At 66.1% G+C, this 25,590-nt stretch carries 28 protein-coding genes and 1 other RNA gene; 10 read left to right on the top strand and 19 right to left on the bottom strand.

Annotation, left to right across the window (positions count from 1 at the left end; translation table 11 throughout):
• Positions 1–5: 5 nt before the first annotated feature.
• The 4 genes from WCL10_RS06955 to WCL10_RS06940 are packed head-to-tail and all read left to right on the top strand — an operon-like array spanning position 6 to position 4,232.
• Positions 6–1,061, top strand: a complete 1,056-nt coding sequence (locus WCL10_RS06955) for an amidohydrolase family protein (RefSeq protein ID WP_336894915.1) — start codon at positions 6–8, stop codon at positions 1,059–1,061.
• Positions 1,062–1,077: 16 nt separating this feature from the next.
• Positions 1,078–1,923, top strand: coding sequence for an SDR family oxidoreductase (locus tag WCL10_RS06950; protein ID WP_336894914.1), 846 nt, complete (start codon positions 1,078–1,080; stop codon positions 1,921–1,923).
• Positions 1,920–3,506, top strand: coding sequence for an MFS transporter (locus tag WCL10_RS06945; protein WP_336894913.1), 1,587 nt, complete (start codon positions 1,920–1,922; stop codon positions 3,504–3,506). The genes WCL10_RS06950 and WCL10_RS06945 overlap by 4 nt, the downstream gene beginning before the upstream one ends.
• Before the next feature lie 6 nt (positions 3,507–3,512).
• A complete protein-coding gene (locus WCL10_RS06940; protein ID WP_336894912.1) occupies positions 3,513–4,232 on the top strand; it encodes a hypothetical protein in 720 nt (239 codons plus the stop codon).
• 17 nt (positions 4,233–4,249) lie between these two features.
• On the opposite strand, the gene WCL10_RS06935 is transcribed toward WCL10_RS06940, so the two are convergent.
• From WCL10_RS06935 to WCL10_RS06905, 7 genes are all read right to left on the bottom strand, one after another.
• Complete coding sequence (locus WCL10_RS06935; protein WP_336894911.1) at positions 4,250–4,657, bottom strand: ester cyclase; 408 nt, start codon at positions 4,655–4,657, stop codon at positions 4,250–4,252.
• 47 nt (positions 4,658–4,704) lie between these two features.
• Positions 4,705–6,135 (bottom strand): amidase family protein, encoded by a 1,431-nt coding sequence (locus WCL10_RS06930; RefSeq protein ID WP_336894910.1) that lies wholly within the window; start codon positions 6,133–6,135, stop codon positions 4,705–4,707.
• A gap of 93 nt (positions 6,136–6,228) precedes the next feature.
• Complete coding sequence (locus WCL10_RS06925) at positions 6,229–6,564, bottom strand: hypothetical protein (RefSeq protein ID WP_336894909.1); 336 nt, start codon at positions 6,562–6,564, stop codon at positions 6,229–6,231.
• A 20-nt stretch (positions 6,565–6,584) separates the two neighbouring features.
• Positions 6,585–7,046: a DUF3237 domain-containing protein gene (locus WCL10_RS06920; protein WP_336894908.1), complete on the bottom strand. Its 462-nt coding sequence runs from the start codon at positions 7,044–7,046 to the stop codon at positions 6,585–6,587.
• On the bottom strand, positions 7,043–8,269 hold the full coding sequence (locus WCL10_RS06915; RefSeq protein WP_336894907.1) for a serine hydrolase: 1,227 nt from the start codon (positions 8,267–8,269) through the stop codon (positions 7,043–7,045). Before WCL10_RS06915 ends, WCL10_RS06920 begins: the two co-directional genes overlap by 4 nt.
• Positions 8,270–8,334: 65 nt before the next feature.
• Positions 8,335–9,060 (bottom strand): hypothetical protein, encoded by a 726-nt coding sequence (locus WCL10_RS06910; RefSeq protein ID WP_336894906.1) that lies wholly within the window; start codon positions 9,058–9,060, stop codon positions 8,335–8,337.
• A gap of 24 nt (positions 9,061–9,084) precedes the next feature.
• Positions 9,085–10,554 (bottom strand): carotenoid oxygenase family protein, encoded by a 1,470-nt coding sequence (locus tag WCL10_RS06905; RefSeq protein ID WP_336894905.1) that lies wholly within the window; start codon positions 10,552–10,554, stop codon positions 9,085–9,087.
• A 98-nt stretch (positions 10,555–10,652) separates the two neighbouring features.
• Between WCL10_RS06905 and WCL10_RS06900 the strand changes: the two genes are divergently transcribed.
• From WCL10_RS06900 to WCL10_RS06885, 4 genes are all read left to right on the top strand, one after another.
• On the top strand, positions 10,653–11,129 hold the full coding sequence (locus tag WCL10_RS06900) for a MarR family transcriptional regulator (RefSeq protein ID WP_336894904.1): 477 nt from the start codon (positions 10,653–10,655) through the stop codon (positions 11,127–11,129).
• Positions 11,130–11,280: 151 nt separating this feature from the next.
• The gene (locus WCL10_RS06895; RefSeq protein ID WP_336894903.1) at positions 11,281–12,591 is read left to right on the top strand and encodes an MFS transporter; all 1,311 of its coding nucleotides are present in this window, start codon (positions 11,281–11,283) and stop codon (positions 12,589–12,591) included.
• A 76-nt stretch (positions 12,592–12,667) separates the two neighbouring features.
• On the top strand, positions 12,668–13,780 hold the full coding sequence (locus WCL10_RS06890; protein ID WP_336894902.1) for an S-(hydroxymethyl)glutathione dehydrogenase/class III alcohol dehydrogenase: 1,113 nt from the start codon (positions 12,668–12,670) through the stop codon (positions 13,778–13,780).
• Between the two features lie 17 nt (positions 13,781–13,797).
• Positions 13,798–14,175: a VOC family protein gene (locus tag WCL10_RS06885; RefSeq protein ID WP_336894901.1), complete on the top strand. Its 378-nt coding sequence runs from the start codon at positions 13,798–13,800 to the stop codon at positions 14,173–14,175.
• Positions 14,176–14,214: 39 nt separating this feature from the next.
• On the opposite strand, the gene WCL10_RS06880 is transcribed toward WCL10_RS06885, so the two are convergent.
• From WCL10_RS06880 to WCL10_RS06855, 6 genes are read right to left on the bottom strand one after another with little or no spacing between them, the layout of a single operon-like run.
• Positions 14,215–15,054, bottom strand: a complete 840-nt coding sequence (locus tag WCL10_RS06880) for a DMT family transporter (protein ID WP_336894900.1) — start codon at positions 15,052–15,054, stop codon at positions 14,215–14,217.
• A gap of 26 nt (positions 15,055–15,080) precedes the next feature.
• On the bottom strand, positions 15,081–15,860 hold the full coding sequence (locus tag WCL10_RS06875; RefSeq protein WP_336894899.1) for an SDR family oxidoreductase: 780 nt from the start codon (positions 15,858–15,860) through the stop codon (positions 15,081–15,083).
• Between the two features lie 18 nt (positions 15,861–15,878).
• Positions 15,879–16,427: an NUDIX hydrolase gene (locus WCL10_RS06870; RefSeq protein ID WP_336894898.1), complete on the bottom strand. Its 549-nt coding sequence runs from the start codon at positions 16,425–16,427 to the stop codon at positions 15,879–15,881.
• Positions 16,424–17,092, bottom strand: a complete 669-nt coding sequence (locus WCL10_RS06865; RefSeq protein WP_336894897.1) for a hypothetical protein — start codon at positions 17,090–17,092, stop codon at positions 16,424–16,426. Before WCL10_RS06865 ends, WCL10_RS06870 begins: the two co-directional genes overlap by 4 nt.
• A gap of 1 nt (position 17,093) precedes the next feature.
• Entirely contained in the window at positions 17,094–17,882 is a 789-nt protein-coding gene (locus WCL10_RS06860) for a TPM domain-containing protein (RefSeq protein ID WP_336894896.1), read from the bottom strand.
• A gap of 22 nt (positions 17,883–17,904) precedes the next feature.
• A complete protein-coding gene (locus WCL10_RS06855) occupies positions 17,905–18,576 on the bottom strand; it encodes a LemA family protein (RefSeq protein ID WP_336895073.1) in 672 nt (223 codons plus the stop codon).
• A gap of 169 nt (positions 18,577–18,745) precedes the next feature.
• Between WCL10_RS06855 and mscL the strand changes: the two genes are divergently transcribed.
• The gene (mscL, locus tag WCL10_RS06850) at positions 18,746–19,177 is read left to right on the top strand and encodes a large conductance mechanosensitive channel protein MscL (RefSeq protein WP_336895072.1); all 432 of its coding nucleotides are present in this window, start codon (positions 18,746–18,748) and stop codon (positions 19,175–19,177) included.
• 74 nt (positions 19,178–19,251) lie between these two features.
• Positions 19,252–19,656: a transfer-messenger RNA gene (gene ssrA / locus WCL10_RS06845) on the top strand.
• Positions 19,657–19,660: 4 nt separating this feature from the next.
• Here the strand turns inward: ssrA and WCL10_RS06840 are convergent.
• The 6 genes from WCL10_RS06840 to pdxA all read right to left on the bottom strand — a co-directional run bounded on the left by WCL10_RS06840 (position 19,661) and on the right by pdxA (position 25,587).
• Positions 19,661–19,918 (bottom strand): hypothetical protein, encoded by a 258-nt coding sequence (locus WCL10_RS06840; protein WP_336895071.1) that lies wholly within the window; start codon positions 19,916–19,918, stop codon positions 19,661–19,663.
• Positions 19,919–20,063: 145 nt separating this feature from the next.
• Positions 20,064–21,326, bottom strand: coding sequence for an N-succinylarginine dihydrolase (locus tag WCL10_RS06835; RefSeq protein ID WP_336894895.1), 1,263 nt, complete (start codon positions 21,324–21,326; stop codon positions 20,064–20,066).
• A gap of 11 nt (positions 21,327–21,337) precedes the next feature.
• Positions 21,338–22,369, bottom strand: a complete 1,032-nt coding sequence (locus WCL10_RS06830; RefSeq protein WP_336894894.1) for an arginine N-succinyltransferase — start codon at positions 22,367–22,369, stop codon at positions 21,338–21,340.
• Between the two features lie 5 nt (positions 22,370–22,374).
• Positions 22,375–23,580, bottom strand: a complete 1,206-nt coding sequence (locus WCL10_RS06825) for a hydrolase (RefSeq protein ID WP_336894893.1) — start codon at positions 23,578–23,580, stop codon at positions 22,375–22,377.
• A gap of 104 nt (positions 23,581–23,684) precedes the next feature.
• Complete coding sequence (gene rsmA / locus WCL10_RS06820) at positions 23,685–24,506, bottom strand: 16S rRNA (adenine(1518)-N(6)/adenine(1519)-N(6))-dimethyltransferase RsmA (RefSeq protein ID WP_336894892.1); 822 nt, start codon at positions 24,504–24,506, stop codon at positions 23,685–23,687.
• A 52-nt stretch (positions 24,507–24,558) separates the two neighbouring features.
• Positions 24,559–25,587 (bottom strand): 4-hydroxythreonine-4-phosphate dehydrogenase PdxA, encoded by a 1,029-nt coding sequence (gene pdxA, locus WCL10_RS06815; RefSeq protein ID WP_336894891.1) that lies wholly within the window; start codon positions 25,585–25,587, stop codon positions 24,559–24,561.
• Positions 25,588–25,590 lie beyond the last annotated feature (3 nt).

Raw genomic sequence — 25,590 nt, 5'->3', positions numbered from 1 at the left:
GCGAAATGAGCGACGATCTCAAGACCGGCGGCGGGCAGGGTTATCTGCGAATCGCCACCGAGGAAGCCTTCGCCACGCAGGAACAGATCGACGTGTTCCTGCGCATGATCCGCGACGGCACGGCGGACAAGGGCATGGTCTCGCTCTGGGGCTTCTACGCCACCAGCCCTTCCGAACGCGCGATGCAGATCATGGAGCGCCTGCTCGATCTGGGCGAGCGGCGGCTGGCCGACATGGACGCGACCGGCATCGACAAGGCGATCCTTGCCCTTACTTCGCCCGGCGTTCAGCCGATGCTCGATGTGGATGAGGCCAAGGGCATCGCGACACGCGCCAACGATACGCTGGCCGCGGCCTGCGAGAAGTATCCCGACCGCTTCATCGGCCTTGGCGCAGTGGCGCCGCAGGATCCGGAATGGTCGGCGGGGGAGATCCGTCGGGGTGCCAGCGAACTGGGCTTCAAGGGCATCCAGATCAACAGCCACACGCAAGGCGAATATCTGGACGACCCGAAGTTCGATCCGATCTTCCGGGCGCTCGTGGATGTGGGGCAGCCGCTCTATATCCACCCTGCCACATCGCCCGACAGCATGATCGGCCCGATGCTCGAAGCGGGGCTCGACGGGGCGATCTTCGGCTTCGGTGTGGAGACGGGGATGCACCTGCTGCGCCTGATCACCATCGGCATCTTCGACAAGTACCCGGACCTGCAGATCATGGTCGGCCATATGGGAGAGGCGCTGCCTTATTGGCTCTACCGGCTGGACTACATGCACCAGGCGGGCGTTCGTTCGCAGCGCTATGAGCGGATGAAGCCGCTCAAAAAGACCATCGCCGAATACATGCGCAGCAATGTGCTGATCACCAATTCCGGCATGGCGTGGGAGCCGGCGATCAAGTTCTGCCAGGAGGTGGTGGGCGAGGACCGGGTGATGTATGCCATGGACTATCCCTACCAGTACGTGGCCGACGAAGTCCGTGCGATGGACGCGATGGACATGGCGCCTGAGCTCAAGAAGAAGTTCTACCAGACCAACGCCGAGCGCTGGTTCAAACTCTGAAGGCAGGAGATACGCGATGATCTACGCCGTTGCAGGGGCTTCGGGGCAACTGGGCCAGCTGGTGCTGCCCGAACTGGTGGCACAAGTCGGTGCCGCGAACGTGGTCGCGCTGGTGCGCAATCCGGCCAAGCTCGCCGATCTGGCGGCCACCGGTGTGACTGTGCGCGCATTCGACTATGACGCGGCCGATCCGGCGGCGCTGGCCGGCGTGGACCGGCTGCTGCTGATTTCCGCCAACGAAGTCGGCAAGCGCTCGGCGCAGCATCAGGCGGTGATCGATGCGGCCAAGGCGGCGGGTGTGGGCCTCATCGCCTATACCTCGATCCTCCACGCGCCCACCTCGACGATCGGTCTTGCGGGCGAGCACCGCGATACGGAAGCCGCACTGGCCGCCAGCGGTGTCCCCCACATCCTGCTGCGCAACGGCTGGTACAACGAGAACTACACAGGCTCGCTTGCCCCTTCGATCGAGCACGGTGCGATCATCGGCGCGGCAGGCGAGGGACGCATTTCCTCCGCCTCGCGCGCCGATCTGGCCGCAGGCGCGGTGGCGGCGCTGGTGAGCGGCGCGGCGGGCGATGTTTACGAGCTCGCTGGCGATGAAAGCTACACGATGGCCGAGTTTGCCGGGCATGTTGCGCGCATTGCCGGCAAGCCAGTGGCCTATGTGAACATGACCCAGGCCGAATATGCCGCTGCGCTCAAGGGTGTGGGCCTGCCTGATTGGCTGGCCGACATGCTCGCGAACTCCAGCTATGCCACCAGCCACGACCAGCTGTTCGACGACAGCCGCAGCCTCTCGCGCCTGGTCGGACGGCCGACCACGCCGATTGCCGTTACCATCGCGGTTGCGCTGGCTTGAACACCCCCGCTCTCCCGACTGCCGTCGCCAAGGGTGGCTATTACGCGCTGGTGATCCTTGCGTTGACGCAGGCGATGAGCCTGCTCGACCGGCAGATCCTCGCGATCCTCGCGCCTGCGATCAAGAAGGACCTCGGTGTCGGCGATGCCGAGATGGGGCTGCTTTATGGCACCGTTTTCGCGCTGTTCTATGCGCTGTTTTCGCTGCCGGTGGGGCGGCTCGCCGACGGCTGGGTGCGCACGAAGCTGCTCGCAATCAGCATCCTGTTCTGGTCGGCGGCGACGGGTCTGGCGGGGCTGACGACGAGCTTTGCACTGCTCGCGCTCTCGCGCCTCGGCGTCGGGATCGGTGAGGCGGCGACGTCGCCTGCGGGCACCTCGCTGATCTACGACTACTGGCCGCGCCAGCGCCGCGGCTTCGTCATGGCGGTCATGGCCTCGGCCATTGCGCTGGGCCTTGGCGGCTCGCTCATCCTTGGCGGGCTGGCGGCACACGGATGGGATGTCGCCTATCCCGGCGCGAAGCTGAAGGGTTGGCAGTTCGCGTTCCTCGTGGCGGCTGCGCCCGGATTTGTGCTGGCGATTTTCCTGTGGTTCCTGCGCGAGCCGGAGCGCGGCGTGATGGATGGCATCGCGACGCCCCCCGATCCGCGCCCCTTCACGGCCAGCCTCGAGATGCTCGGTGCGGTGACTCCCGGCTTCCACTGGATCGTGATGCGCGCCCGTGCGGCGAGCGCGGCCATGGTGGGGCGCAACCTCCTCGCCATAGGCCTGATCACGGCGGCGATGATCGGGCTGACCATGCTCAGCACCGCGATTTCCCCGCGCCCGCCGCTGGTGCTGGCAGGCGCTTCGATCAACCCGCACGCCTTGCAATGGAGCGTGATCGGCCTCGGCCTCGTGGTGATCGTGAACCTTGTGCAGGGCATCAGCCTCTCCGATCCGCAGGCGAGCCGGGTGATCCGGGGATCGCCGACGCTGATGATGTGCATGGCCGTGGGCATGCTGCAGTCGATCATCAACTACGGGATGATGGCCTTCAACCCGACCTTCATCATCCGCACCTACCACCTCTCGATGCAGGAAACCGCGCTCAAGTTCGGGCTGCTTTCGGCGGGTATGGGGATCATCGGCCCGCTGGCGTGGGGGCCGCTTTCGGACTGGCTGCAGAAGCGCTATCCCGGCACCGGCCGCGCGGGCGTCGCCATGCTGGCGATGGGGCTTTCGCCGTTGATGTCGTTCTGGGTCTATACTGCACCCGACGCCGACCAGTTCCTGTGGCGCTTCCTGCCTTACAGCTTTGTGCTGACCGGGTGGATGCCGCCGCTCTATGCGATAATGTACGATCAGGTATTGCCCCGGATGCGCGGGCTCACGTCCAGTCTCTATCTTCTGGTCATGACGATCCTTGGCCTTGGCATCGGCCCCTATGTGGTGGGGCTCCTGTCCGACGCGACAGGTGATCTGCGCTTTGCCATGCTGAGCATCAATGCCGCAGCGATCCCGATCATGGTGCTGATGGTGCTGATCGGGCGGCGGGCGGTGCGCGACGAGGCGGCGCTGCTGGTGAACGCGGCGGGATAAGGCGCCGTGCGGACTACGGTTGTGGCGGTGCTCTGTCTGGCGCTGACGCCGATGGCCAGCGCGCAGCCGGCGCCGCGCGCAGTGCTGAATTTGCCCGATGGCGCGCTGGCCTACGTTCCCGCCACTGCCAGAGAGTCCGCGCCGCTGGTGGTGTTGCTGCATGGCGCAGGGCAGGCGGGTGATGCCATGATCGCGCGGTTTCAGGCTGATGCCGACAAGCTCGGCCTGGTGCTGCTCGCGCCGAAATCGCGCGGCGCAACCTGGGATGTGGTTTCGCGCGCCGGCATGGCGAGCATGCTTGGCCCATCGGCGCTGGGCGGGGTCTATCGCTACGCGGGTTCGCCCGATGGCGCGCGGATCGCGGCGGCGGGGGCGGCGCTCGCCGCGGTGGTCCAGACCGACCCCGCGCGCCGCGTGCTGCTCGGCTTTTCGGACGGCGCGAGCTTTGCCCTGGCCTATGGCACGGCGCGCAAGACGTCCTATGCGGCGGTGATCGCGGTTGCACCGGGCCTTGCGACCCACGCGGCCTCGCCCGCCCGCCGCCGCACGGTGATCGTGCTGCACGGCCGCGCCGATACCGTATTGCCGCTTGCTTTCACTGAAGGCACGATCGTGCCCGCGCTGCGCGATGCCGGGCTTGCGGTGCGTTTGCAGACTTTCGCCGGCGGCCATGTGATCCCGCCCGAAGCCGATGCCGGGATCGATGGAGTGCTGTCCGCTCCCTGAGCCGCAGCGAAGCCTGTTCAGTCCGCCTTCTGCGCGAGGGCCGCATCAAGCGCGGCCGTGTCGCTCAGGACCCACAGCGCCGCGATCCGCTCCCCCGCAAAGTCGAACAAGGCCGCGCCTTGCCATTCCACACGGCGTCCGCTCGGCTCGTGCCCACGGAATGCGGCGCTATGGGTCCCGGCGAACCGCATCCGGGCAAAGGCCTGATCACCCTCGCTCACGCAGGTCACGATGGTGCAGTTGTAGTCCGACAGCGCTCCGCGCACGAAGCTGACCATGCCCCAGAACGCGTCGCGCCCGATGACCGGCGCGCCGAGCGAGCCCTGAAAGCGGAAGTCGTCGGTGACAAGATCGTCGAGCGCGGCGCGTTCGCCCGCGTTCCAGACGCGGCCGTAGAAACTGCTGACGAGGTGGTGGACGGTCATGGCGTTCTCCAAACAGCAGCCTTCCGAAAGCCGCGCCTCTGCAATGCTCAGCCCCAGATCGGGGGTCGCCGGCCCGACCATGGCGCGGCGGCCTCAAGCTGCATGGCGAGGGCTAGCAGCCCAGCCTCATCGCCAAATCGCCCTGCGAACTGGACACCGACGGGCAGCCCCGCTGCATTCCAGTGGAGCGGCAGACTGACCCCCGGCTGGCCGGTCGCGTTCTGGATCGGCGTGAAGGGCGTATAGTCGAGCACCGGCGCGTAGGCTGCCATCGGATCGGTAAGATCGAAATTCATCGTGCCCAAGGGCATGGGCGGACCGCCAAGGGTCGGGGTCAGCCACATGTCGAAGCTCTGTTGCCAAGCCGCCAGCGCGCGGCCCATGCTCTGAAACGCGAGGTGTGCGCTCATGTATTGCGCCGCCGTGATCTGCTGGCCCATCCGGTAAAGCCCGAGTGTAAGCCCCTCGAGATGATCGAGGTCCGCCGTGCCGCCGTGCGCAGCGATCAGTCCGTCGATCTGCATGGCAAGGCCGCTCGCCCAGATCGTGAAGAAGGGCATGGTCATCGCTTCGGGCGAAAGCGCCGGCATCGCCTCCTCGATATGGTGGCCGAGTTCCGCACAGAGTGCGGCCGCCGCATCGACCGCGGCAAGGCAATCGGGATGCAGCGGGCGTCCATCCAGCAAGGTGCGGGTGACTGCGATGCGCAGCCCCTTGGGCGCGATCTGCGCCGCAGCGAGGAACGACTGCGGCGCGGGCGGCGCATAGTAGGGATCGCCCAGATCGGGTCCGGACGTCACGTCAAGCATGGCTGCGGTATCGCGCACCGATCGGCTAACGATGTGCTCGGCAATGAGCCCGTTGTAGACATCGCCGGCGTCCGGGCCCGCCGGATTGCGCGCACGCGTGGGTTTGAGGCCGACGAGGCCGCAGCACGAAGCCGGAATGCGGATCGAACCGCCGCCATCGTTGGCGTGGGCAACGGGCACCATGCCGCTCGCAACCGCCGCGCCCGCGCCGCCTGAGGAGCCGCCGGTCGAATGTGCGGTGTTCCAAGGATTGCGCGCCGGGCCGTGCAGCTTAGATTCGGTCGTCCCGACTAGGCCGAATTCCGGGACGTTGGTCTTGCCCAGCGGGATAAGGCCCGCCTTGAGGAAACGATTGACCAGTTCGCTGTTGTGCGCAGCGGGCACGCCGGGGTTGATCCGCGAACCATCGCGTGTCGGCACACCGGCCATGCCGCCCAGAATGTCCTTGAGCAGAAACGGCACGCCCGCGAATGTGCCATCGGTGGGCGCGGAACGGGCGGTCTCGCGCGCACGGTCGTACATCGTCCAGATCACCGCATTGAGCGCGGGGTTGTGCCGCTCGACCAGCGAGATAGCGGTATCAACCAGTTCCAGCGGCGAGACCGCGCCGCCTTGCACGAGGGCTGCGAGCCCCAGGGCATCATGGTCTGCGTATTCGGTGATCGGCATGACAGGACTCTCCCGAACAGATTTTTGTTCGTGAAGTTTAGGCTGAACGGATGCCGCCGCAATGACTATGTTGCGGGTTCAGGCCCTGGCGTGTCAGCGCCCTTTCTTCGCGATGCTCGCGTTGAAATCGGGATCCTTGTTGGCCACCCAGTCGACAAACTTGCGGATCGTGGGGTTGGCCAGCAACTGCTCCACATCCATCCCGGCGCGCTGCAATTCGGAATTGGTGAAGTTGGTGATCAGCGTGTTCTGGCAGATCGCGTGCATCGGCACGGTATCGCGCCCGCCCCGGCTCTTGGGCACGGGGTGATGCCAGACAATGGTTGAGCCGCAGGGTCGGCCGCAGAGCCAGCACGGCGGCGGGGGCGGAGCCTCTGCTGCCTCGTCCTCGTCGTCTCGCCACCCGCCCTTGGAATGCTTTCTCGCCATGGGCCCGCTTTAGCGCGGGTTTAGAGGACGCGCCACACCCAGAGCTTGATGCCCAAGGGATAGCGAGCGCCCGAGCAGATGAAGATCGAGCGGTTCATCCAGTCGTAGGGCCCCTCAGGCGCGATGAATTCGGGCACGGTGCGGAAGTAGTAGGCGGCAGGATCGACCTCCTCGCCTGCCACGAGCCGGGCCATGACCTCGGGCGGGCCGTGGCGCAGGCCGCGGTTGCGGATCTGGATGATGACGCCGTCGTCGGTTTCGAGCGCGTAGATCGCATCGGCCACGGTCACACCGTCGCTGCGGGTGAGTTGCCAGTCCGCCGCGTTGCCGATCAGCTTGCCCTTGATCCGCGGTCCCTCTACCCGCCCGCCGCCGACGATCGGGATGATCCGCCGCGTGCCGTCATAGGTCGTGCCGATGGGGATCGGCGGTTCGAGATCGCCGGTCGCCTCGTAGACGAATTCGAGGTCCGGCTTGATCATGGTGCGGGGGTGCGCACGATGGCGTGGAAGTAGCTGAGCACTTCCGGGGTCAGCCACTCGGGCTCGACCGGCGGGTTGTAGCTGAGCTTGACGATCACCGTGCGTGTCTGCGGGTGGACATAGATGAACTGCCCGGCAAGGCCCACAGCGCTGAACGCGCCGGGTTCGCTGTCCACCTGCCAGGTCTGGAAGCCATAGCCCTTGAACTCGGTCTTGCGGCCGGAGTCGGTGGGAAAGGGGATCATCGTAGTCATCTGGCCCACCCAGCCTGCGGGTACGACCTGCTTGCCGTTCGCCTTGCCGCCATCGAGCATGAGCTGCCCGAGCCGCGCAAAATCGCGCAGGACGGCGTTGTAGCCCATGCCGTTGAGCGCGCGGCCCGTGCCCGGCGGGCCGTCGGCCATCCAGAATGCGTCGGTCTCGGCCCCCAGCGGACCCCAGAGGCGGCTGGCGGTATAGGCCTCCAGTTTCTCGCCCGTCGCGCGCTCCAGAATCCAGCCGAGCACGGCGGTGTCGAGCGTAGCGTAGTTGAAGGTGCTGCCGGGCGCGGTCTTCTTGCCGATGGTCATGGCAGGATCGGCAAAGCGCATCTGGTTGCGCACGATCGCGTTCGTATGGATCGTCGCGGCAAGGCTGGGATTCGCGCCGAAATCGTAGCGCTCCTCATAATCGACGCCCGAGCGCATCTGGAGGATCTGGCGGATCGTGGCATCGCCATAGCCGCCAGCCTTGAGTTCGGGGACATAATCCCCCGCCTTGTCGTCGAGCGAGCGGATCTTGTGCTCATCGAGTGCAATGCCGACGAGCAGTGCAGTGATCGTCTTGGCCATCGAGAACGAGATGAAGTGCGTCGCGGCATCCGACTTGTTGCGGTAGTTTTCGAAGACCACCTTGCCGTTCTTCATCACCAGCAGGGCATTGGTGAAGGTGCGGTCCGCCCAGCCATCATAGCCCATGACCATGCTGCCGGTGCTGTGCGCGGGCATGGCAAGCGGTGCGCCGGCAACAAGCGGCCAGACCGGGCCCGAGCGCGGCACGCTGCGGCTTTCGAAGACCTTGTCGGTATCGCGGAAGGTGAAGCTGTTGACCGCCGGGTTGAGCCACTGCTCGCGCATGGAGATGACGGCAGCGGAGGGACCGGCAGGAGCCGACTGCGCGGCGGCAGCCACGGGGGCAAGGGCAACGCTTGCAGCCAGAACGGCATGCCATAGGCGCAGGGACATCAGACTTCCTCTCTCCGGTTATTGTTATGTAGAATAGCAATAACCGAGGGAGCGGGAAAGGGGTTTCAGCCGATGTCGATGGGATGGTCCTCGGTGACGCGGCGCGCTTCGAGATCGACCACGATGAAGTGGAGCTGGCCGCGCTTGCGGATAATGAGCGACGCGTGTGTCGCGTCCACCATATCGAAGTGGTCGATCCGGTCGATGCCTTGCAAAATCGCGACCGGGCTTCCTGCAGCAACGGGGCTGACCATCAGGCTCGAGCCCTTGTCGCGGTGATCCGGCTGGGTGAGTTGGAACACGATATAGCGAGGCGGGACCTCTGGCTTGTGGTCATCCGTTTTTCGCTCCCGCACCGCGAAAGCGAGCCGTTCAACGTCATCTCCACCGGGAAGAAAGCGCAGGTTTGAAATCTCTTGCGTGTTGTCGGCCAGGAGCCGCCTTGAGACTCCGGTCCTCGAATCCAGCAGGAGCACGTTGCGCAGCTCTTGCCCATAGCCGGAGCTGATCTTTCCGCCGCCCTCAAGCAGGCCGATCCTGATCACGACGAGGTTGGTTCCACTTAGCGGCGCAACATCGTCCACCTTGAACAGGCGCTCTTCACCTGCCTTGGCAACCACGGCCTGCTGCCGCTGGTCCAATCTCCAGCCGAAGAGAACCGCCATCAGCCAGAGTATCGCGATCGCGGCAAGCAGGCCTATGGCTGCGAACAGCCATACCACCCATGTCCACACGGGCCTTGCCGGATTGGTGCTGGCGGGCGGCGGGCTTGCTTGGGGTGTCTCGCTCATCCCGCCAGACTGTAGCGGAAGGTGCTAGGCTGCAAGCCCGATCTGGTCCGCATCTGCCCAGTTGCCATGGAGGCCAAAGCGCAAGCGGATGGGGATCTGCACCGTCGCGACCGGGCCCTTGGCGATGTCGAGGGCTTCGAAAATCAGGAAGTCGCTGCGATGTTCCTCCAGCCGGTTGCAGACCTGCACGATCCAGCCGTCGCCTTCAGGCGCAGTCTTGCTGCGGGGGACGAAGCAGGGTTCCTGAAGCGAGGAGACGGGGCCGCACCACCAGTGCTGCTCGGCGCCGGTTTCGAGGTCCTTGTGGAACAGGCAGTTCATGATGAGCCCGCCTGCACTGCCGCCTTTGAGTTCCACCGGGCGGCGGACGTCCATCTCGAGGAACCAGCCGTGGCGCGTCTTCTGGCCGGTGAAGCGGTCGTCGATGCGGGGAAACTCGCCCATCGAATCGGAGAGCTTGTTGATTTCGGCGAAGTCCTCGCCGTTGCTGGCCATGTCGACCACCCAGTCGGTCGGGTAGCTCATCGCTTCCATCCCGTTGAACGGCGCGCCGTGGACGTCGGGGAAGAAGGGGAACATGTTGTTCTTCGCCTCGCAGGTCACGAAGTGGACCTTGCTGCCTTCCTGCCAGGCGTTGAGCACGTGGCTGGCGAAGCAGTTGCCCCGCTTGAACCAGCGGATATCCGCGTCCGTCACCCCGTCGCGGCGGGGGATGACGCCCAGGTAGACCGGCATCGTCGTATCGAAGCCGAAGTGCGGCTTGCCTTGTTCAAGCCGTTCCCAGCTGCCGATCGAGGGGACGATATGGAGGACGAGGTAATCCTCGGTGATCCCGAAATCGTGCATCATGCAGTAGTAGGGCGCCTTGAACCAAACCTCGCGGACGAGCTCGCCTTCGGGGCTTACTTCCATGTAGGTCACGTCGTCGGTGCACAGGCCGCTTGCGGCATAGCCGATGGCGACCATGTTCCCGGTCTTCGGATCGACCTTGGGGTGCGCGGTGAAGGTCTGGCCGGTCATCTTGCCGCCGAACTTCTCGTAACCTGCGGTTTCCATCGTCGCCGGGTCCATCACGAGCGCGGGGCTGTCCTCCTTCAAGGCCCAGAGCTTGCCGCCAAAGACGAAAGCGTTGGTGTTGGCCGTGCCGCGAATCGCGTCCTTGACGCTCTCATCGTCGGTCAGCGGATTGCGGTAGGCGCCGAACAGGCCCTTGCCTGCGGCTTTCTCCAGCTTCCACTTGTCAGTCTTCGCCCAGCGCTGGGAAAAATCGACCTGGCCGTCGTGGATGTGGAAACGCGTGATCATGCCATCGCCGTTGAAGGCAATATCGTCGCCCAGACGCGGAGGAAATTGCGGGTCGGGCTGGACGCGGAAGAACGCGCCGTTTAGCTCTGGCGGGATCGTTCCTTCGTGCGCGAGATCGGCAATGTCCGCCTCGATCCGCGAAGGTGTGTTGAACCCGGTGAAGCTTGGGCTGGAGGGGAATTGGGCCATGGCAGGTCCTCTCTTGCGCGATTTTGCTTGGGGTGTGATTGTAAGTGTTGCTAACGAATAGGCAAGGCGCAACTAAGGGCGCCGATGGGGATGCGGCATTGATCAAGGACAAGTTTGCCGATGTGGTGACAGCACCGCCGCCGCCGGACGGCGAAGCCGATATCGGCGCGATCAAGGACATTCTGGGCTTTCACATCCGCCTCGCGCATGGGGCCTGCCTGCGCCACTTCACCGAAACCTTCACCGACCTCGATCTCACGCAGAAGCAGGTTTCTGTGCTGTGGCTGGTCGATGATCACCCCGGCATCGCGCAGACCGATCTGGCGCAGCGTCTGCGCATGGACCGCGCGACGACGATGGCGATCATCAACCGCCTGCAGGCCAAGCACTTCCTGCGGCGCGACCGCTCGGACCAGGACGGGCGCAAGCAGGCGCTGTTCCTCGAAGAACCGGGCAAGGCCATGCTGGCACGCGCAAAGACCGCGATTGCCGAGCACGAAGCCTGGGTAAAGAGCCGCTTCAGCGACAAGGAAGTGCGCCAGCTGATCGAACTGCTTTCACGCATTCACGAATAATGGCGACCTACACACACCCGTCACCCCGGACTTGATCCTGGGTCCCGCTTTTGAAAGCGGGCGCGGCTTGGGCGGCAATGAGCGGGACCCCGGATCAAGTCCGGGGTGACGAAGAAAAAATCGGACAGCGATGTCCTCGGGGAGAATGATGATGAACACCGATCCGCGCGAGATCATTCGCAGCACGCCGATGAGCGCGGCGCAATGGATCGCCGTCGTGCTGATGATCGCGTTGAACGCGCTCGACGGGTTCGATGTGCTGTCCAGCGCCTTTGCCGCGCCGGGGATCGCCAAGGAATGGGGCATCGCGCGCGACGCCTTGGGCGTGGTGCTGGCGATGGAGCTTGTCGGGATGGGCGTCGGCTCGATCCTGCTTGGCGGCGCGGCGGACAAGTTCGGCCGCCGCCCGACGATGCTGGGCTGCCTTGTGGTCATGGCCGGCGGCATGGCGCTGGCGACAACCGCGCAAAATCCCCAGATCCTCGGGCTCTGGCGTTTCATCACCGGCCTCGGCATTGGCGGAATGCTGGCGGCGATCAACGCGGTGACAGCGGAGCTTTCGAGCAGCAAGGGCCGCAGCCTGGCGATGTCGCTGATGGTGATCGGCTATCCCTTGGGCGCGACCATCGGCGGTACCATTGCGGCGCTGCTGCTGAAAAGCGGCGACTGGCGCGTGGTGTTCGAATTCGGCGCAATCGCCACGGTGGTGTTCATTCCGCTGATCTGGTTCTTCGTGCCCGAAACCCCGGCCTACCTGCTGGCCCGGCGGCCCGAGGGTGCGCTGGCGCGGATCAACGCCTCGATGGCCAAGCTCAGCCTGCCGGGAATCGAGGAACTGCCGCCGGTCGATGCGCGTGACAGCAAGGCAAGTGTGCTTGATATCCTGAAGCCCGGACTCATCGGCACGACCATGGTGCTCACCATCGGCTATTCGCTCCACGCGATCACCTTTTACTATATCCTCAAATGGTCGCCCAAGATCGTGGCGGACTTCGGTTTCGCTGCACCCGAGGCCGCCAGCGTGCTGGTCTGGGCGAATATCGGCGGGGCGACTGGCGGTGCGTTGTTCGGCTTCCTGATGCACCGCTTCGGGATCAAGTGGCCGACCATCGTCATGCTGCTGCTGGGTGCGGCGGCGGTTGCGGTGTTCGGGCTTGGCGGCAGCGACACCACGCTGGTGGGTTGGCGCTTTGCAGTGTTCTGCACCGGCTTTGCCACCAATGCCGCGATTGTCGGCTTCTACAGCGCCTTTGCCCACGGCTTCCCGGCGCATGTGCGCGCCACCGGCACGGGCTTTGCAATCGGTGCGGGCCGCATCGGTTCGGCGGGATCGCCGATCCTGGCGGGCACGCTGTTCACTGCGGGCGGCCTCAACCTGTTCTCCGTTTCGGCGATCATGGCATGCGGTTCGGTCATGGCCGCAGCGCTAATGCTCATGCTTGCCCTTAGAGAGGCTGATTGAGCCGCGAACCCGATTGAACAGAGGCCCTGCTTTGCCTATCGGCAGGGCAGACATTTTCCCCGGGGAGGACAAGCCCATGAAGACCCGCGCCGCCGTTGCGTTCGAAGCCAAGAAGCCGCTCGAAATCGTCGAGCTCGACCTTGAAGGCCCCAAGGCCGGCGAAGTGCTGGTCGAGATCATGGCCACCGGCATCTGCCACACCGATGCCTATACGCTCGACGGGTTCGACAGCGAGGGCATCTTCCCGAGCGTGCTCGGCCATGAAGGCGCCGGTATCGTGCGCGAAGTGGGTGCGGGTGTGACCAGCGTGAAGCCCGGCGATCACGTGATCCCGCTCTACACGCCGGAATGCCGCCAGTGCAAAAGCTGCCTCTCGGGCAAGACCAACCTGTGCACCGCGATCCGCGCCACGCAGGGCAAGGGCCTGATGCCGGACGGCACCAGCCGGTTCAGCTACAAGGGCCAGACCATCTTCCACTACATGGGCTGCAGCACCTTCTCGAACTTTACCGTCCTCCCTGAAATCGCGGTCGCCAAGATCCGTGAAGACGCGCCGTTCCAGTCGAGCTGCTACATCGGCTGCGGCGTGACCACGGGCGTCGGCGCGGTGATCAACACCGCCAAGGTCCAGGTTGGCGACAACGTCGTGGTCTTCGGCCTCGGCGGCATCGGCCTCAACGTGATCCAGGGCGCGCGGCTTGCCGGTGCCAACAAGATCGTCGGTGTCGATATCAACCCGGACCGCGAGGAATGGGGCCGCAAGTTCGGCATGACCGACTTCCTCAACACCAAGGGCATGAGCCGTGAGGAGACGGTTGCGGCCATCGTCGCGCTGACCGACGGCGGCGCGGACTACACCTTCGATGCCACCGGCAACACCGAAGTGATGCGCACCGCGCTCGAAGCCTGCCACCGCGGCTGGGGCACCTCGATCATCATCGGCGTGGCCGAGGCCGGCAAGGAAATCAGCACGCGTCCGTTCCAGCTCGTCACGGGCCGCAACTGGCGCGGCACGGCGTTCGGCGGCGCCAAGGGCCGCACCGATGTGCCCAAGATCGTCGACATGTACATGCAGGGCAAGATCGAGATCGATCCGATGATCACCCACGTCATGGGCCTCGAGGAAATCAACACCGCGTTCGATCTGATGCACGCCGGCAAGTCGATCCGTTCGGTCGTGGTATTCTGAGCAGAGAAAGAGAAATCATGTTTACCCATACCGTTCTCGGCACCAACGACATCGAAAAGTCGCGCGCGTTCTACACTGCGGTGATGGGCGCGCTTGGCTATCAGGCAGTGCCGCTGCCGAATGGCACGCTGTTCCCAGCCGCCACCGGTGCACTGATGGTGCGCACACCGGCCAACGGCGAGGCGCATACCTGGTCGAATGGCTTCACGCAGGGCTTTGCCGCCAAGACCTTTGACGAAGTCGATGCCTTCCACGCGGCAGGTCTCGCCAACGGCGGCACTTGCGAAGGCCCTCCGGGCGTGCGTGAAAACGCGCCCGGCAAGCAGTACGGCGCTTATCTGCGCGATACGGATGGCAACAAGATCTGCGCCTTCGCGCCGAACCCGAACGCCTGATCAAGATGAAACGCCCCTGGGGCCGCCTGCGTGGCGGCCTCAGGCAAGGCGCAGCAGCATCGCCCCACTGGCGATGATCGCTGCTGCCGCGAACCGCGCCGGGCCAACCCGCTCCCGCAGGATGAACGCCGAGATTGCGGTCGCAAACAGGATCGAGGTCTCGCGCAGCGCCGCGACCATCGCGATGGGCGCCATGGTCATCGCCCAGAGCGCGATAGTGTACGAAACGATCGTGCCCAGCCCGCCGATCAGCCCCAAATGCCAGGTTCGGCGCGCATAGCTTACGAGCGCGCCGCCGCGCGCGGTGATCGCCCAGCCCATCATGGCAAGGCCGGTCAGCAGCGAAAGCCACAGCGTATAGGCCGCCGGGGTGCCCGAGGCCCGTGCGCCCACACCGTCGATCAGCGTGTAGGAGGCGATGATCGCGGCATTGGTGAGCGTCGCGGCGAGGCCCTTCGCGCTCAGCGCTCCGCGCGCGCCTAGCGCCATGGTCAGGATGCCGAAGCAGATCGTGGCAATGCCGATCCATGCCAGTCCGGGCAGCGCCTCATGCAGCCACAGCGTGCTGATCAGCGCTACTGTCAGCGGCGCGCTACCGCGCATCAGCGGATAGGCCAGGCTCATGTCGACCACACGGTATATCCGGACCAGGAGCACGAGATAGCTGACTTGCAGCAGTGCCGAGACCGCCAGATATGGCCAACTGGCCCGGGCAGGCACCGGCAGGAACGGCAGCGCGACAATCGCGATCAGCGCCGCGCCGCCCATCACCAGCGTGGCGGAGAGCAGGGTATCCCCACTCCCTTTGAGGAACGCGTTCCAGCTCGCATGGAGCGAGGCGGCGAACAGGATGAGGCCGAAGACCGGCAGGTCGATCATGGTTCAGTGACCCGCGCGGGGCCCGCTCACATCGCCGAGATGCCGCCGTCCAGTTTCAGCTCCGCGCCGGTCATGAAGCGGCTTTCGTCACTCGCCAGATAGAGCACGCCTTGCGCGATATCGATGGGTTCGCCCACGCGGCCGAGCGGGATCTGGCGGGCGAGCTTGCCCATGACCACGTCCTTCTCGATTCCGGCGTTCTTGCTGATGCCATCGAGGATCGGCGTATCGACGAAAGTCGGGTGGACCGAATTGCAGCGGATGTCCCACCCGCGCTTGGCGCAGTAGAGCGCGACCGACTTGGTCAGCATCCACACCGCTGCCTTGCTGGCGTTGTAGCCGGGCATGGTGTGCGAGGCGATGAGGCCCGCGATCGAGCTGATGTTGATGATCGAGCCGGGCTGGTTGTCCTTGAGGAGCGGCAGCGCCTTCTGGCAGCCAAGGAACACCGAATCGACGTTGATCGCAAAGCCGCGGTGCCAGTCTTCCAGCGTGCAGGTCTCGATGTCACCGCGCACGCCCACGCCAGCGTTGTTGACCAGCACCGAAAGCCCGCCGAGCTTGTCCGCTGCCATTGCAATGGCGGCGTCCCAGTCGTCCGCGCTGGTCACGTCGTGCCGCATGGCAAAGGCGGTGCCTGCGCCGAATTCGGCATTGATCGCCTCGGCCTGCGCGGCAGCGCCATCGCCGTTGATGTCCGTCAGCAGCACGCGGGCGCCTTCTTGCGCCAGCAGATGCGCATGGGCTGCGCCCAGCCCTTGTGCCGCGCCGGTCACCAGCGCCAGCTTGCCCGAAACCCTGCCCATCAGCCCCAATCCTCTCGTTTATGCTCTTAGCCAGGCCGGGCTTAGCAGCATGAGAAGGCGGACGTCGATGCCATAACCTTCTGCGCGCCTGGCCGCGATGAATTCGGCGATCCCGGCGCGCGGTACGTGGTGGACGGTAATCCCTTCACCCTCAACCCCGCCGCCCGCGCCGACGCGCGTGAGGTCATAGGCGCGGAACAGCGTGAAGGCCTCGCTCACCATCCCGGGGCTCGAATAGAACTCGCCGAGGTTTTCCATACGCGCGGCGTGATAGCCGGTTTCTTCTTCCAACTCGCGGATCGCGGCAGTCGCGGCATCTTCGTCCTCGCCGCCGTCATCGTCGCCGATCAAGCCTGCGGGCAGCTCGATGCAGGGGCGCCCCAGCGGGATGCGGAACTGCTCGACCAGAACGACCTCGTCCTCGGGCGTGAAGGCAAGGATCACCGCCGCCTTGATGCCCCGCGCGCGGCTGACGTATTCCCAGCGCCCACGCGTCTTGGCGGCGATGAAGCGGCCTTGCCACTGCGTCACTTCGGGCTCGTCGCGGTACTCGTCTTCAAGGCTCATACTTCGATCACCCGGTCCGGCAGTTCGTTCTGGTCATCCTCCGCGCGCGGAAGGTGCTCGGCGAGCACCGCGCCGACTTTGCCAATCGCCGCAACCATGCCGTCGCCCAAGCGCCCGGCGCGGATTTCGGTCAGCAGCGCATGCATGGCATCGCCCCAGACTTCGGGCGTGACTTTGCTGGCGATGGCTTCATCCGCGATGATCTCGGCGCGGTGTTCGGCCATCGAGAGGTAGATGAGAATGCCGGTGCGCCCGGTGGTGCGCCCCTCCGCGCCGATGCGGAAGCAGGTGAGCGCGCGGGCATGGACACGGGCGGACTTGATCGGCGCAGGCGTGAGCGCAAACCGCAGGGGCCGCCAGGCCATGAGCAGCAGCATGGCGAGGAACTTGATCACCGCAACCGTAAGCGCGATGCCCAGCACCGCACGCGGCGCCCACTCATGCGCCCAGAGGCCAAGCAGTCGCTCGATCAGGCCGAGGTAGAACGCTGGCGCCAGTTCCAGCGCGGCAAGCGCGAGGAAGGCGATCGATATCGACCAGGCGAGCGCGACATCGCGGTAGCTATCGGACTGCGGGGTCACGATCGTCACGATCTCGCCCGCACTCGCCAGTTCGGCTGCGGCCACGGCCTCGGCGATCTTCTGGCGGTCAGTATCCTTCAGCATGTCACCAGCTCCCCGAAGAGCCGCCGCCGCCGAAGCTGCCGCCGCCGCCCGAAAAGCCGCCGCCACCGCCCCAGTCCGATCCGCCGCCGCCGCCCCAGTCGGAGCCGCCACCGCCCCAGCCGCCCGAGGGGAAGATCATCACGCCCGGCGCGCCATAACGCCGCCCACCGCCGCGCATCGCGCGCAGGAACGGTAGGACGAAGAAAAAGAAGAAGATTACGAGGAACACGACCGTGCCGGCATCGAAGCGGGGACCCTTGGCCTTCTTCGCCTCGGCCGCCGCATTTGCCGCGACCTTGCGCGCCTCGTCCTCGGGCAATTGCAGCTGGGCGACAAGCTGGTCGGTCGCCGCCGCAATGCCGCCGGGATAGTCGTTCGCCTTGAAGCGGGGCACAACTTCGCGGCTGATGATCACGCTGGAAAGCGCATCGGTGATGATCCCCTCAAGGCCATAGCCGGCCTCGATCCGCACCTTTCGTTCATTGGGCGCGACGATCAGCAGCAGGCCGTCATTGCGCTGCTTGTCGCCGATACCCCAGGCGCGGCCGAGCCGGTAGCCGTAGTCCTCGATCTCGTAGCCTTCGAGGCTCGGCAGCGTGACCACGACCATCTGCCGCTGCGACTGCGTTTCCAGCGCCGCCAGCTTGGCATCGATCGCGGCGGCCTGCTCAGCCGAAAGCAGATGCGCATCGTCGACCACGCGGCCGGTGAGCTTGGGGAAGGTTTGCGCGAGCGCTGGCCCAGAGATGAGGGCCAGCGCCGCGAGCAGTAAAAGGACAAGGCGTTTCATCGGCGGGGCTCCGCGCCCCGGCTCAGTTCGTGGCCGCCTTGCTCGCCTGGGCGGCGGCGTTGTCATTGGCAGCAGGGGCCGCCGCCGGAGCCGCAGCAGGTCCGTCGAAGTTCACCGCCGGTGCCGTATCCGCGCCGGGGGTGGTCGCGGCAAAGGGCACCATCGGCTTGGAGCCATAGATCACCTTGGCGCCGATGATCGCCGGGAAGGTCCGGATCGTGGTGTTGTAGGCCTGAACTGCCTCGTTGTAATCGCGCCGGGCGACCGCGATGCGGTTCTCGGTGCCTTCAAGCTGGCTCTGCAGGGCGAGGAAGTTCTGGTTCGACTTGAGGTCAGGGTAGGCCTCAACCGAGGCGAGCAGGCGGCCAAGGCCCTGGCTGAGCTGGCCCTGTGCAGCCTGGTAGGCAGCGATCTTGTCGGGATCGGTCACGTCGGCGGCGGAAATCTGGATCGAGGTCGCCTTGGCGCGTGCTTCGGTCACCTTGGTAAGCGTGTCCTGTTCCTGCTTGGCATAGCCCTTCACAGTCGCGACCAGATTGGGGATCAGGTCGGAGCGGCGCTGGTACTGGTTCTGCACGTCGGCCCACTTGGCCTTGGCGTTCTCCTCGGCAGTCGGGATCGAGTTGAACCCGCAGCTGGCGAGGCCTGCCGCGGCAACGGCAGCGAAAGCGAAACGGGAAAAGCGGGCAAGCATGGAGGCAGCCATCGGCGTAAGGTTCCCTATCGGCAGTGGACGTGTCCGTTATGTAGCGGGTCGCCGGGCCCGTTCAAGGGCGGCGGCAGAGGCCCTCTTGTTGCAAAGGTTTGCAGATGGCAGGAAGCACGCGGGTGTGAATGCCTTACAGGAGATAATGACCATGGGCATGATGGGAGAGTTCCGGGATTTCGTCGCGCGCGGCAACGTGCTGGATCTGGCAGTGGGTGTGATCATCGGCGCGGCGTTCGGCAAGATCGTCACCTCGCTGACCGAGGACCTGATCATGCCGGTGATCGGCTTCGTGACGGGCGGGGTCAATTTCACCAACAAGTTCGTGTTGCTGGGCGCGGTGCCGGAAAGCTACACGGGATCGCAGACCGACTATGCCGCGCTCAAGGCGGCCGGCGTGCCGATGCTGGGCTACGGCGCCTTCGTCACCGCGGTGATCAGCTTCGTGCTCATGGCCTTCGTGATCTTCCAGATCGTGCGTGCGGCCAACAAGATGGCGCCGGCGAAACCAGCCGAAGCGCCCGCACCTGCCGGGCCGAGCGAGGTCGATCTGCTCACCGAGATCCGCGACGCGCTGAAGAAGGCCTGACGATCGCGCCTTTGTCCCCTTCCGCTCATCCTGAGCCTGTCGAAGGAGGGAGGGGCCGGGGGCCGGCCAGACGGCCCCTTCCATTCCCCGCGCGCCATGCCTATATCGCTCGTGCCGGCTTCGGCCGGATATGACGATAAATTGTACCGTACAATAGGCGCAGCGGACCCGGGGGCGGTACCCGGCGGCTCCACCATCACCACCGGCTGGAACAGGCCGGGCCCTGTTGTCGCAGGGGTGTTGATGGGGCCGAACTAGGATCGACGTGTGTTGAAAAGCGGTATTTTCGTCCGGGCTGAGTAACCCGTTAAAGGCTCAAAACCCACAAGTGCCAACGACAACGAAGCACTCGCTCTCGCGGCGTAATCTGACGGCTTAACGGCCTGATCTTACAAAGCTAAAGCGCGGTTGAACCCACCGGGCAACAGAAGGGAATTCAGCGGTTTGGAGGCGTACCGGGCAACAGAAACGCCTCCACTTTCCCTACAATTCCGGATCGGCCTTTGCGGGCAGCAGTTGGGCTCTGGCTTCGCGCTCGTACTTCATCGCGTCCATGATCTTGGCGCCGGCCATGAACACGGCAAGGCAGCTGGCGAGGAACAGCAGCTTGCCGCCGAAGCCCGGATACTGCGACAGATAGATGTGGCCTCGCTCCGCCGAGCCCAGCGCCAGCGCGTAGATGATCGCGCTCGCCTCGAACCGGTTCTTGATCACGAACAGGCGGCTGAATTTGCGCAGCAGGGAGGTTTTCTTTCGCATCGCCACACTACTCCGCAACCTTCGTGCCAGATCAGCAAACAGGCGGCCCAAGGCCTTTCATAGCATGCCCTTTGTAAAGCATGGCGACAGGCCATGGTAAAGGCAGGGTTAACGCCCCTGTACCGTTTCAGGCCAGCTCGCCCAGACCCAGCGCGGCGAGCAGGGCGGAGCGCGCGGCGATCACGCTGCTTGCCAGAGAGTCGCGGCCCAAATCTGCGGGATCGATCTGTTCGGGCCAGTGCGTGGCGACGACCTTTTCCAACATGTCCACCCGCGCATCATTGAGCAGGAAGCGCGGATCGACAGTGGCAGGATCGGCGACAACCCTCAGGCGCAGGCAAGCTGGGCCGCCGCCGTTGGCCATCGACTGGCGCACATCGACCGGAAGCACGCGGCGGATCGGCCCGTTCGAGGCAAGCATGCCATCCAGCCAGCCGCGCACTGCCGGGTGCTCCCAGGCCTCGAGCGGGATGACAAGGCCCATCTCGCCGCCGGGCAGGGTAAGAAGCTGCGCGTTGAACAGGTAACTGGCGATCGCGTCGGCCAGGCTGACGGCGCTGGCCGGAACCACCACGACTTCCGCCTCGGGCAGCGCTGCGCGGATCGCGGCGTAAGTGCCTTCGGGATCGGCGAAGGCCTGTTCGTGAGTAAAGAGCACCCGCTCGTTGGCAACGGCGACCACGTCGTTGTGGAACGCGCCCGCCGCGATGGCTTCGCCCGACTGCTCGACGAACAGGCAGCGCGCCGGATCGAGCCCATGCAGCCGGGCAACGGCGCGGCTGGCCTGCTCGTGCTGGCGTGCGGGGAAAGCGCCTCCCGGCTTGCCGTAGACGAAGATTTCGAGGCCCGGCGCGGCGTGGGTAGCGCCCATGCGCATATGATTGGCCGCGCCTTCATCGCCGAAGCAGGCGGGAACCGCATCGTGGACCGCGAAGTGCGCGCTATCGGCAAAGGCGAGGCGCAGCTGGCGCACCGTATCAGGCCATTCCTGCGAGCGGTGGGGCATGGTGACGAGGTTCGCGGCCGTCAGGTGGCAGCGCCCGTCTGCCGTATCGGGGGCTGGGGAGACAGTGGCGGCGTTGGCGGTCCACATCGAACTGGCGGACCAGGCGGCGGCGCGCAGGCGGCGCTCGGTCTCGTCCGCAGGTTCGGTCAGCCCCAGCGCGCCGAGGAAGCCGTGGTTGGGGCGCGGCAGCGGGCAGAGGAGGCCTTGCGCAAGGCCGAGGCCGATGTTGTGGCGCATCTTGCCAAGGCCCTGCAGCGCGGCCGCCCGGGGATAGGAGACATTGCCGCCGTGCCGCGCCGAGGCGAGGTTGCCAAGGCTGAGCCCGGCGTAGTTGTGGCTCGGACCGACGATGCCGTCGAAGTTGATCTCGACCAGAGTGCTCATGATAAGGTCCTTCAGCGCGCCACGTGCCACACGGTATCGCCCGTTCCGACCCCAAGCGCCTGCGCGGCATCGGGATCAAGCGCGACACCTTCGCCGTCGGGGGTGATGCGCGCGAAAGTGCAGCGGAAATCGGCGAGGTGACCGGTTGCGACGAGCGCACGCGCGGCGGTCTCGTCCGCCGCGCGAACCGCGGTGACAGGCACCATCTTCGCCTCGGCGATCGAGCGCACGCGGTCGGTGCGCGCGGTCATCGTGGGGCCACCGTCGAAGATATCGATATAGCCCTCGGCAGCGAAGCCCTCGGTTTCCAGCATACGCATCGCCGCGCGGCCGCTGGGGTGCGGCAGGCCGATGGCGGAGCGCGCGGTTTCGGGCAACATGGCGATGTAGACAGGATGCTTCGGCATCAGATCGGCGATGAACTGGTTGCCGTTGATCGCGTTGAAATAGTCCGCATCCTGGAAGTTCATCCCGAAGAAGCGGCCGGCAACGCCGTCCCAGAAGGGCGAGCCGCCGCGTTCGTCGATCACGCCCCGCAGTTCGGCGAGGATGCGGTCAGCGAAGCGTTTGCGGTGCATGGCAATGAACAGATAGCGGCTGCGTGCGAGCAGCATGCCGAGGCCGCCAGCGCGCTCGCCGGGATGGAGGAACAGGCCGCCGACTTCGCTCGATCCCTCAAGGTCGGTGACGAGGTTCAGCATCTCGGCGCGAAACGTGCGGCCCAGCTCCTTTGAATGCTGGGTGAGCGTGGCGTGGCGATAGGAATAAAACGGCCAGGTTTGCCCGACACGGGTGAAGATCTGGCAGGTGCCGCGCACTTCGCCCGTGGCTGCATCCTCGAGAATCAGGACGAAGAGTTCGTCGCGCTGGGTTTCGGCGTCGCCGTCCTCGGTGTTCGCGAAGGCCGCGGCGGCGCGCTCCAGCTTGGCGGTAAGCGCGCGGCGGTCTGGCGGCAGGTTGGTGAACCCGCCGCCGGTCAGCTTCGCCATCTCGTAAAGATGCTCGAGATCAGCGGCGCGGGCCGCGCGGATGACGTGGGTCATGGTGCTTATTCCCCTCCGGAAAGCCGGTGCAGCACGAGCGCCGAAAGCGCGGCCCGTTCGGCCAGCGACGGCACGATCATGTATTCCTGCGGCGAGTGGATCGCCCCACCGCGAACGCCCATGGTATCGACCACGGGCACGCCGAGCGCGGCGATATTGTTGCCATCACACACCCCGCCGGAAGCCTGCCAGCGGATCGGCTGGCCGAGCGCTGCGCCGCAGCGGCGGACAAGCTCGAACAGCGCCTCCGCCTCTGCCGTCAGCGGCTTGGGCGGGCGGCTGATCCCGCCGTGGAGGTGGATGGAAACCTCGTGCGCCAACTCGACTTCGCGCAGCAGCGGGCCGATCGCGGCGGCGAAGCGGGCGGCGTCTGCCTCGCTGCGCGGGCGGATGTTGAAGCGCAGCACGGCGTGGTCGGGCACGACATTGTTGGCCGAGCCGCCATCGATGCGGGCGGGATTGATGGCGAGGCCGTCACCCGAGAGCGCCTTGAGCCCGAGCGCGAGATCGGCAGCGGCGACGAGGGCGTTGCGGCCATCCTCCGGGTTGCGCCCGGCGTGGGCGGAGCGGCCCGTCACGATTGCGCTGTAGTTCCCGCTGCCACCGCGCGCGCCGGCAAGGGTGCCGTCGGGGAGGGCGGAGGGTTCATAGGTCAGCGCCGCCGCCTTGCCGCGCGCGAGCTCGGCGATAAGGGGCGCGGAGGCGAGGCTGCCGGTTTCCTCGTCCGAATTGATCATCACGTCATAGCCGACGGTGGCGGCCTGCGGGCTCGCCTCGAAGGCTTTCAGCGCCGCGAGGATGACGGCGATGCCGCCTTTCATGTCAGCGGTGCCGGGGCCGCCGAGGGTTTCGTCATCCAGCCAGGTGAGCGTCTGAAAGGGGTGGTCGGCCGGGTAGACCGTGTCCATGTGGCCGGTCAGGAGATAGCGGCGGGTGGCATCGGGGCGGACCGAGAGGACCACATGCGCGCCGTGCTCGATCTGGACCGCGCGCCCATCGGCGGCAATCGCTTCGACCGGGGCGGCGGGAACGAGGCTAACTTCGCCCGGCAGCGCGGCAAAGGCATCGGCGAGAAGCGCAGCTTGCCGGGCGAGGCCATCAAGGTTGCGCGTGCCAGTGTTGATGGCGCACCATGCCTCGACGTTTGCGAGCATGGCAGCGGCATCGATCCCCTCGACGAGGGCGGCCTCGGTGGCGGCAAGTGTTCCCATTGCCCCCGCTCTAGCCTGCCCGCGCGCCGGGGTGAACCCCTGCCCGGTTCCGGGGAGGACTTACCCCTCCGACCCGCCTTTGGCGGGCCACCTACCGGGAGGATCTAGGTCGTGAGCATCCGCGCGATGGCGACGAAGTCGGCAACGCTCAGCGTTTCGGCGCGGCGCTGGGGATCGATGTCCAGTGCTTCGAGGGCGCCTAGCGCGCCGGGCAGGCCCTTGAGGCTCTGGCGCAGCATCTTTCTCCGCTGGCCAAAGGCGGCCTCGGTGACGCGTTCGAGCATTCTGGCCGAGACACCCTCGGGCATCGCGGCGGGTTCGACATGGATAATCGCCGACATGACCTTGGGCGGCGGGGTGAAGGCGCTGCGGTGGACGCGCATGGCTATGCGGGGTTTGCTGCGCCACTGCGCTAGAACGGCGAGGCGGCCGTAGGCGTCGGTATCGGGGGCAGCGACGATGCGTTCGGCGACTTCCTGCTGGAACATGAGGGTAAGGCTGCGCCACGCCGGCGGCCAGCTTGGTCCGGAAAGCCAACCGGTGAAGAGCGCCGTGCCGACATTGTAGGGCAGGTTGGCGACGATGTGCCAAGGCGTCTCGAACAGATCGGCAGGGGCGATCTTCATCGCGTCGCCCTCGATCACGCGGAGCTGGCCGGGGAAGGCCTCTGCCAGTTCGGCAAGCGCGGGGAGGCAGCGGCGGTCCATTTCCACGGCGGTGACCTGCGCACCGCGGCGCAGGAGCGCGCGGGTGAGGCCGCCGGGGCCGGGGCCGACTTCGAGGACGTTCTCGCCCTTCAGGTCGCCGGGGACGGCGGCGATGCGGGCGAGGAGCTGTTCATCGAAGAGGAAGTTCTGGCCCAGGGCCTTGGTGGCGATGAGGCCGTGGCGCTGGACGACTTCCCGCAGAGGGGGGAGGTCGGTCATGGCTTGCGAGGGGCTTCGACAAGCTCAGCCTGAGCGGATCTCATAAGGGTATTCATCCCGCGGCGGCTCTCCGGGCGGCGCATTGGCCGGCCATGCGGATGGCGGCGATGGTGGCGCCGGGGCGGGCGATGCCCTTGCCGGCGATGCCGAAGGCGGTGCCGTGATCAGGCGAGGTGCGCACGATGGGCAGGCCGAGCGTGACGTTCACGCCCTCGTCGAAATCGAGGACCTTGATCGGGATGAGTGCCTGATCGTGGTACATGCAGATGGCCGCGTCATAGGTTGCGCGCGCCTCGGCGTGGAACATGGTGTCGGCGGGAAGAGGGCCGCGCGCGTCGATGCCGGCTTCGCGCAGTGCCGCAACGGCGGGGGCGATCACGGCGCTGTCCTCGGTGCCCATGCGGCCGTCTTCGCCCGCGTGCGGGTTGAGCGCGGCGATGGCGAGGCGGGGGTGGGCGACGCCGAAATCGCGGGTCAGCGCGGCGGCGGCAATCGCGCTGCGGCTGCGGATGAGTTCGGCGGAAAGCAGGAACGGCACATCACGCAGCGCGACGTGGACGGTGATGGGAACGACGCGCAAGTTGGGGCCGGCAAGCATCATCACGGCGTTTTCGGCGGTGATCCCGCAGGCCTCGGCGACGAACTCGGTCTGGCCCGGCTGGCGAAAGCCGATGTGTGCGAGGCGGCTCTTGGCGATGGGGCCGGTGACGAGCGCCGCCGCCGCACCCTGACGGACCAGCGCGGTCGCGATTTCGAGCGCGCGCAGGGCGAGCGCGGCACCGGCATCGTCGGGCTGGCCGGGGGTGTAAGGGCAGGCGCCGACATCAAGCACGGGAAGCGCGTGAGGGAAGACGGCGGCGGCTTCGTCCGGCGCGGAAATGGCCACTACGGGAAAGGCAAGGCCGCGGCTGTGGGCGGCGGCCTCGACCAGCGCGCGGTTGCCCACGGCAAAGAACGGCGGCAGGCCTTCTGCGTCACGCACTGCCCAGGCCGCAGCGATCAGTTCGGGGCCGATGCCGGCGGGATCGCCGAGACTGATGGCGATGGGCAGCAGGGGGGCGGGCGCGGAAGGCGGGGGCATGGT

This window comes from Novosphingobium sp., assembly GCF_037133355.1.
Taxonomy (GTDB): domain Bacteria; phylum Pseudomonadota; class Alphaproteobacteria; order Sphingomonadales; family Sphingomonadaceae; genus Novosphingobium.
The sequence above is the reverse complement of the archived record's forward strand: the minus strand, read 5'-3'. Positions and strand labels throughout refer to the sequence as shown.

Bases quoted from the DNA above. Each gene is read 5' to 3' on its own strand.
- WCL10_RS06935 (WP_336894911.1), bottom strand. From the start codon at position 4,657: ATGACCGTCCACCACCTCGTCAGCAGTTTCTACGGCCGCGTCTGGAAC.
- WCL10_RS06920 (WP_336894908.1), bottom strand. From the start codon at position 7,046: ATGATCAAGCCGGACCTCGAATTCGTCTACGAGGCGACCGGCGATCTC.
- WCL10_RS06870 (WP_336894898.1), bottom strand. From the start codon at position 16,427: ATGAGCCTTGAAGACGAGTACCGCGACGAGCCCGAAGTGACGCAGTGG.
- mscL (WP_336895072.1), top strand. From the start codon at position 18,746: ATGATGGGAGAGTTCCGGGATTTCGTCGCGCGCGGCAACGTGCTGGAT.
- WCL10_RS06925 (WP_336894909.1), bottom strand. From the start codon at position 6,564: ATGGCGAGAAAGCATTCCAAGGGCGGGTGGCGAGACGACGAGGACGAG.
- WCL10_RS06950 (WP_336894914.1), top strand. From the start codon at position 1,078: ATGATCTACGCCGTTGCAGGGGCTTCGGGGCAACTGGGCCAGCTGGTG.
- WCL10_RS06930 (WP_336894910.1), bottom strand. From the start codon at position 6,135: ATGCCGATCACCGAATACGCAGACCATGATGCCCTGGGGCTCGCAGCC.
- WCL10_RS06825 (WP_336894893.1), bottom strand. From the start codon at position 23,580: ATGGGAACACTTGCCGCCACCGAGGCCGCCCTCGTCGAGGGGATCGAT.
- WCL10_RS06880 (WP_336894900.1), bottom strand. From the start codon at position 15,054: ATGATCGACCTGCCGGTCTTCGGCCTCATCCTGTTCGCCGCCTCGCTC.
- WCL10_RS06830 (WP_336894894.1), bottom strand. From the start codon at position 22,369: ATGACCCACGTCATCCGCGCGGCCCGCGCCGCTGATCTCGAGCATCTT.
- WCL10_RS06855 (WP_336895073.1), bottom strand. From the start codon at position 18,576: ATGCTTGCCCGCTTTTCCCGTTTCGCTTTCGCTGCCGTTGCCGCGGCA.
- WCL10_RS06905 (WP_336894905.1), bottom strand. From the start codon at position 10,554: ATGGCCCAATTCCCCTCCAGCCCAAGCTTCACCGGGTTCAACACACCT.
- WCL10_RS06875 (WP_336894899.1), bottom strand. From the start codon at position 15,860: ATGGGCAGGGTTTCGGGCAAGCTGGCGCTGGTGACCGGCGCGGCACAA.
- WCL10_RS06915 (WP_336894907.1), bottom strand. From the start codon at position 8,269: ATGTCCCTGCGCCTATGGCATGCCGTTCTGGCTGCAAGCGTTGCCCTT.
- WCL10_RS06835 (WP_336894895.1), bottom strand. From the start codon at position 21,326: ATGAGCACTCTGGTCGAGATCAACTTCGACGGCATCGTCGGTCCGAGC.
- WCL10_RS06885 (WP_336894901.1), top strand. From the start codon at position 13,798: ATGTTTACCCATACCGTTCTCGGCACCAACGACATCGAAAAGTCGCGC.
- WCL10_RS06860 (WP_336894896.1), bottom strand. From the start codon at position 17,882: ATGAAACGCCTTGTCCTTTTACTGCTCGCGGCGCTGGCCCTCATCTCT.
- pdxA (WP_336894891.1), bottom strand. From the start codon at position 25,587: ATGCCCCCGCCTTCCGCGCCCGCCCCCCTGCTGCCCATCGCCATCAGT.
- WCL10_RS06865 (WP_336894897.1), bottom strand. From the start codon at position 17,092: ATGCTGAAGGATACTGACCGCCAGAAGATCGCCGAGGCCGTGGCCGCA.
- WCL10_RS06890 (WP_336894902.1), top strand. From the start codon at position 12,668: ATGAAGACCCGCGCCGCCGTTGCGTTCGAAGCCAAGAAGCCGCTCGAA.
- rsmA (WP_336894892.1), bottom strand. From the start codon at position 24,506: ATGACCGACCTCCCCCCTCTGCGGGAAGTCGTCCAGCGCCACGGCCTC.
- WCL10_RS06955 (WP_336894915.1), top strand. From the start codon at position 6: ATGAGCGACGATCTCAAGACCGGCGGCGGGCAGGGTTATCTGCGAATC.
- WCL10_RS06895 (WP_336894903.1), top strand. From the start codon at position 11,281: ATGAACACCGATCCGCGCGAGATCATTCGCAGCACGCCGATGAGCGCG.
- WCL10_RS06910 (WP_336894906.1), bottom strand. From the start codon at position 9,060: ATGAGCGAGACACCCCAAGCAAGCCCGCCGCCCGCCAGCACCAATCCG.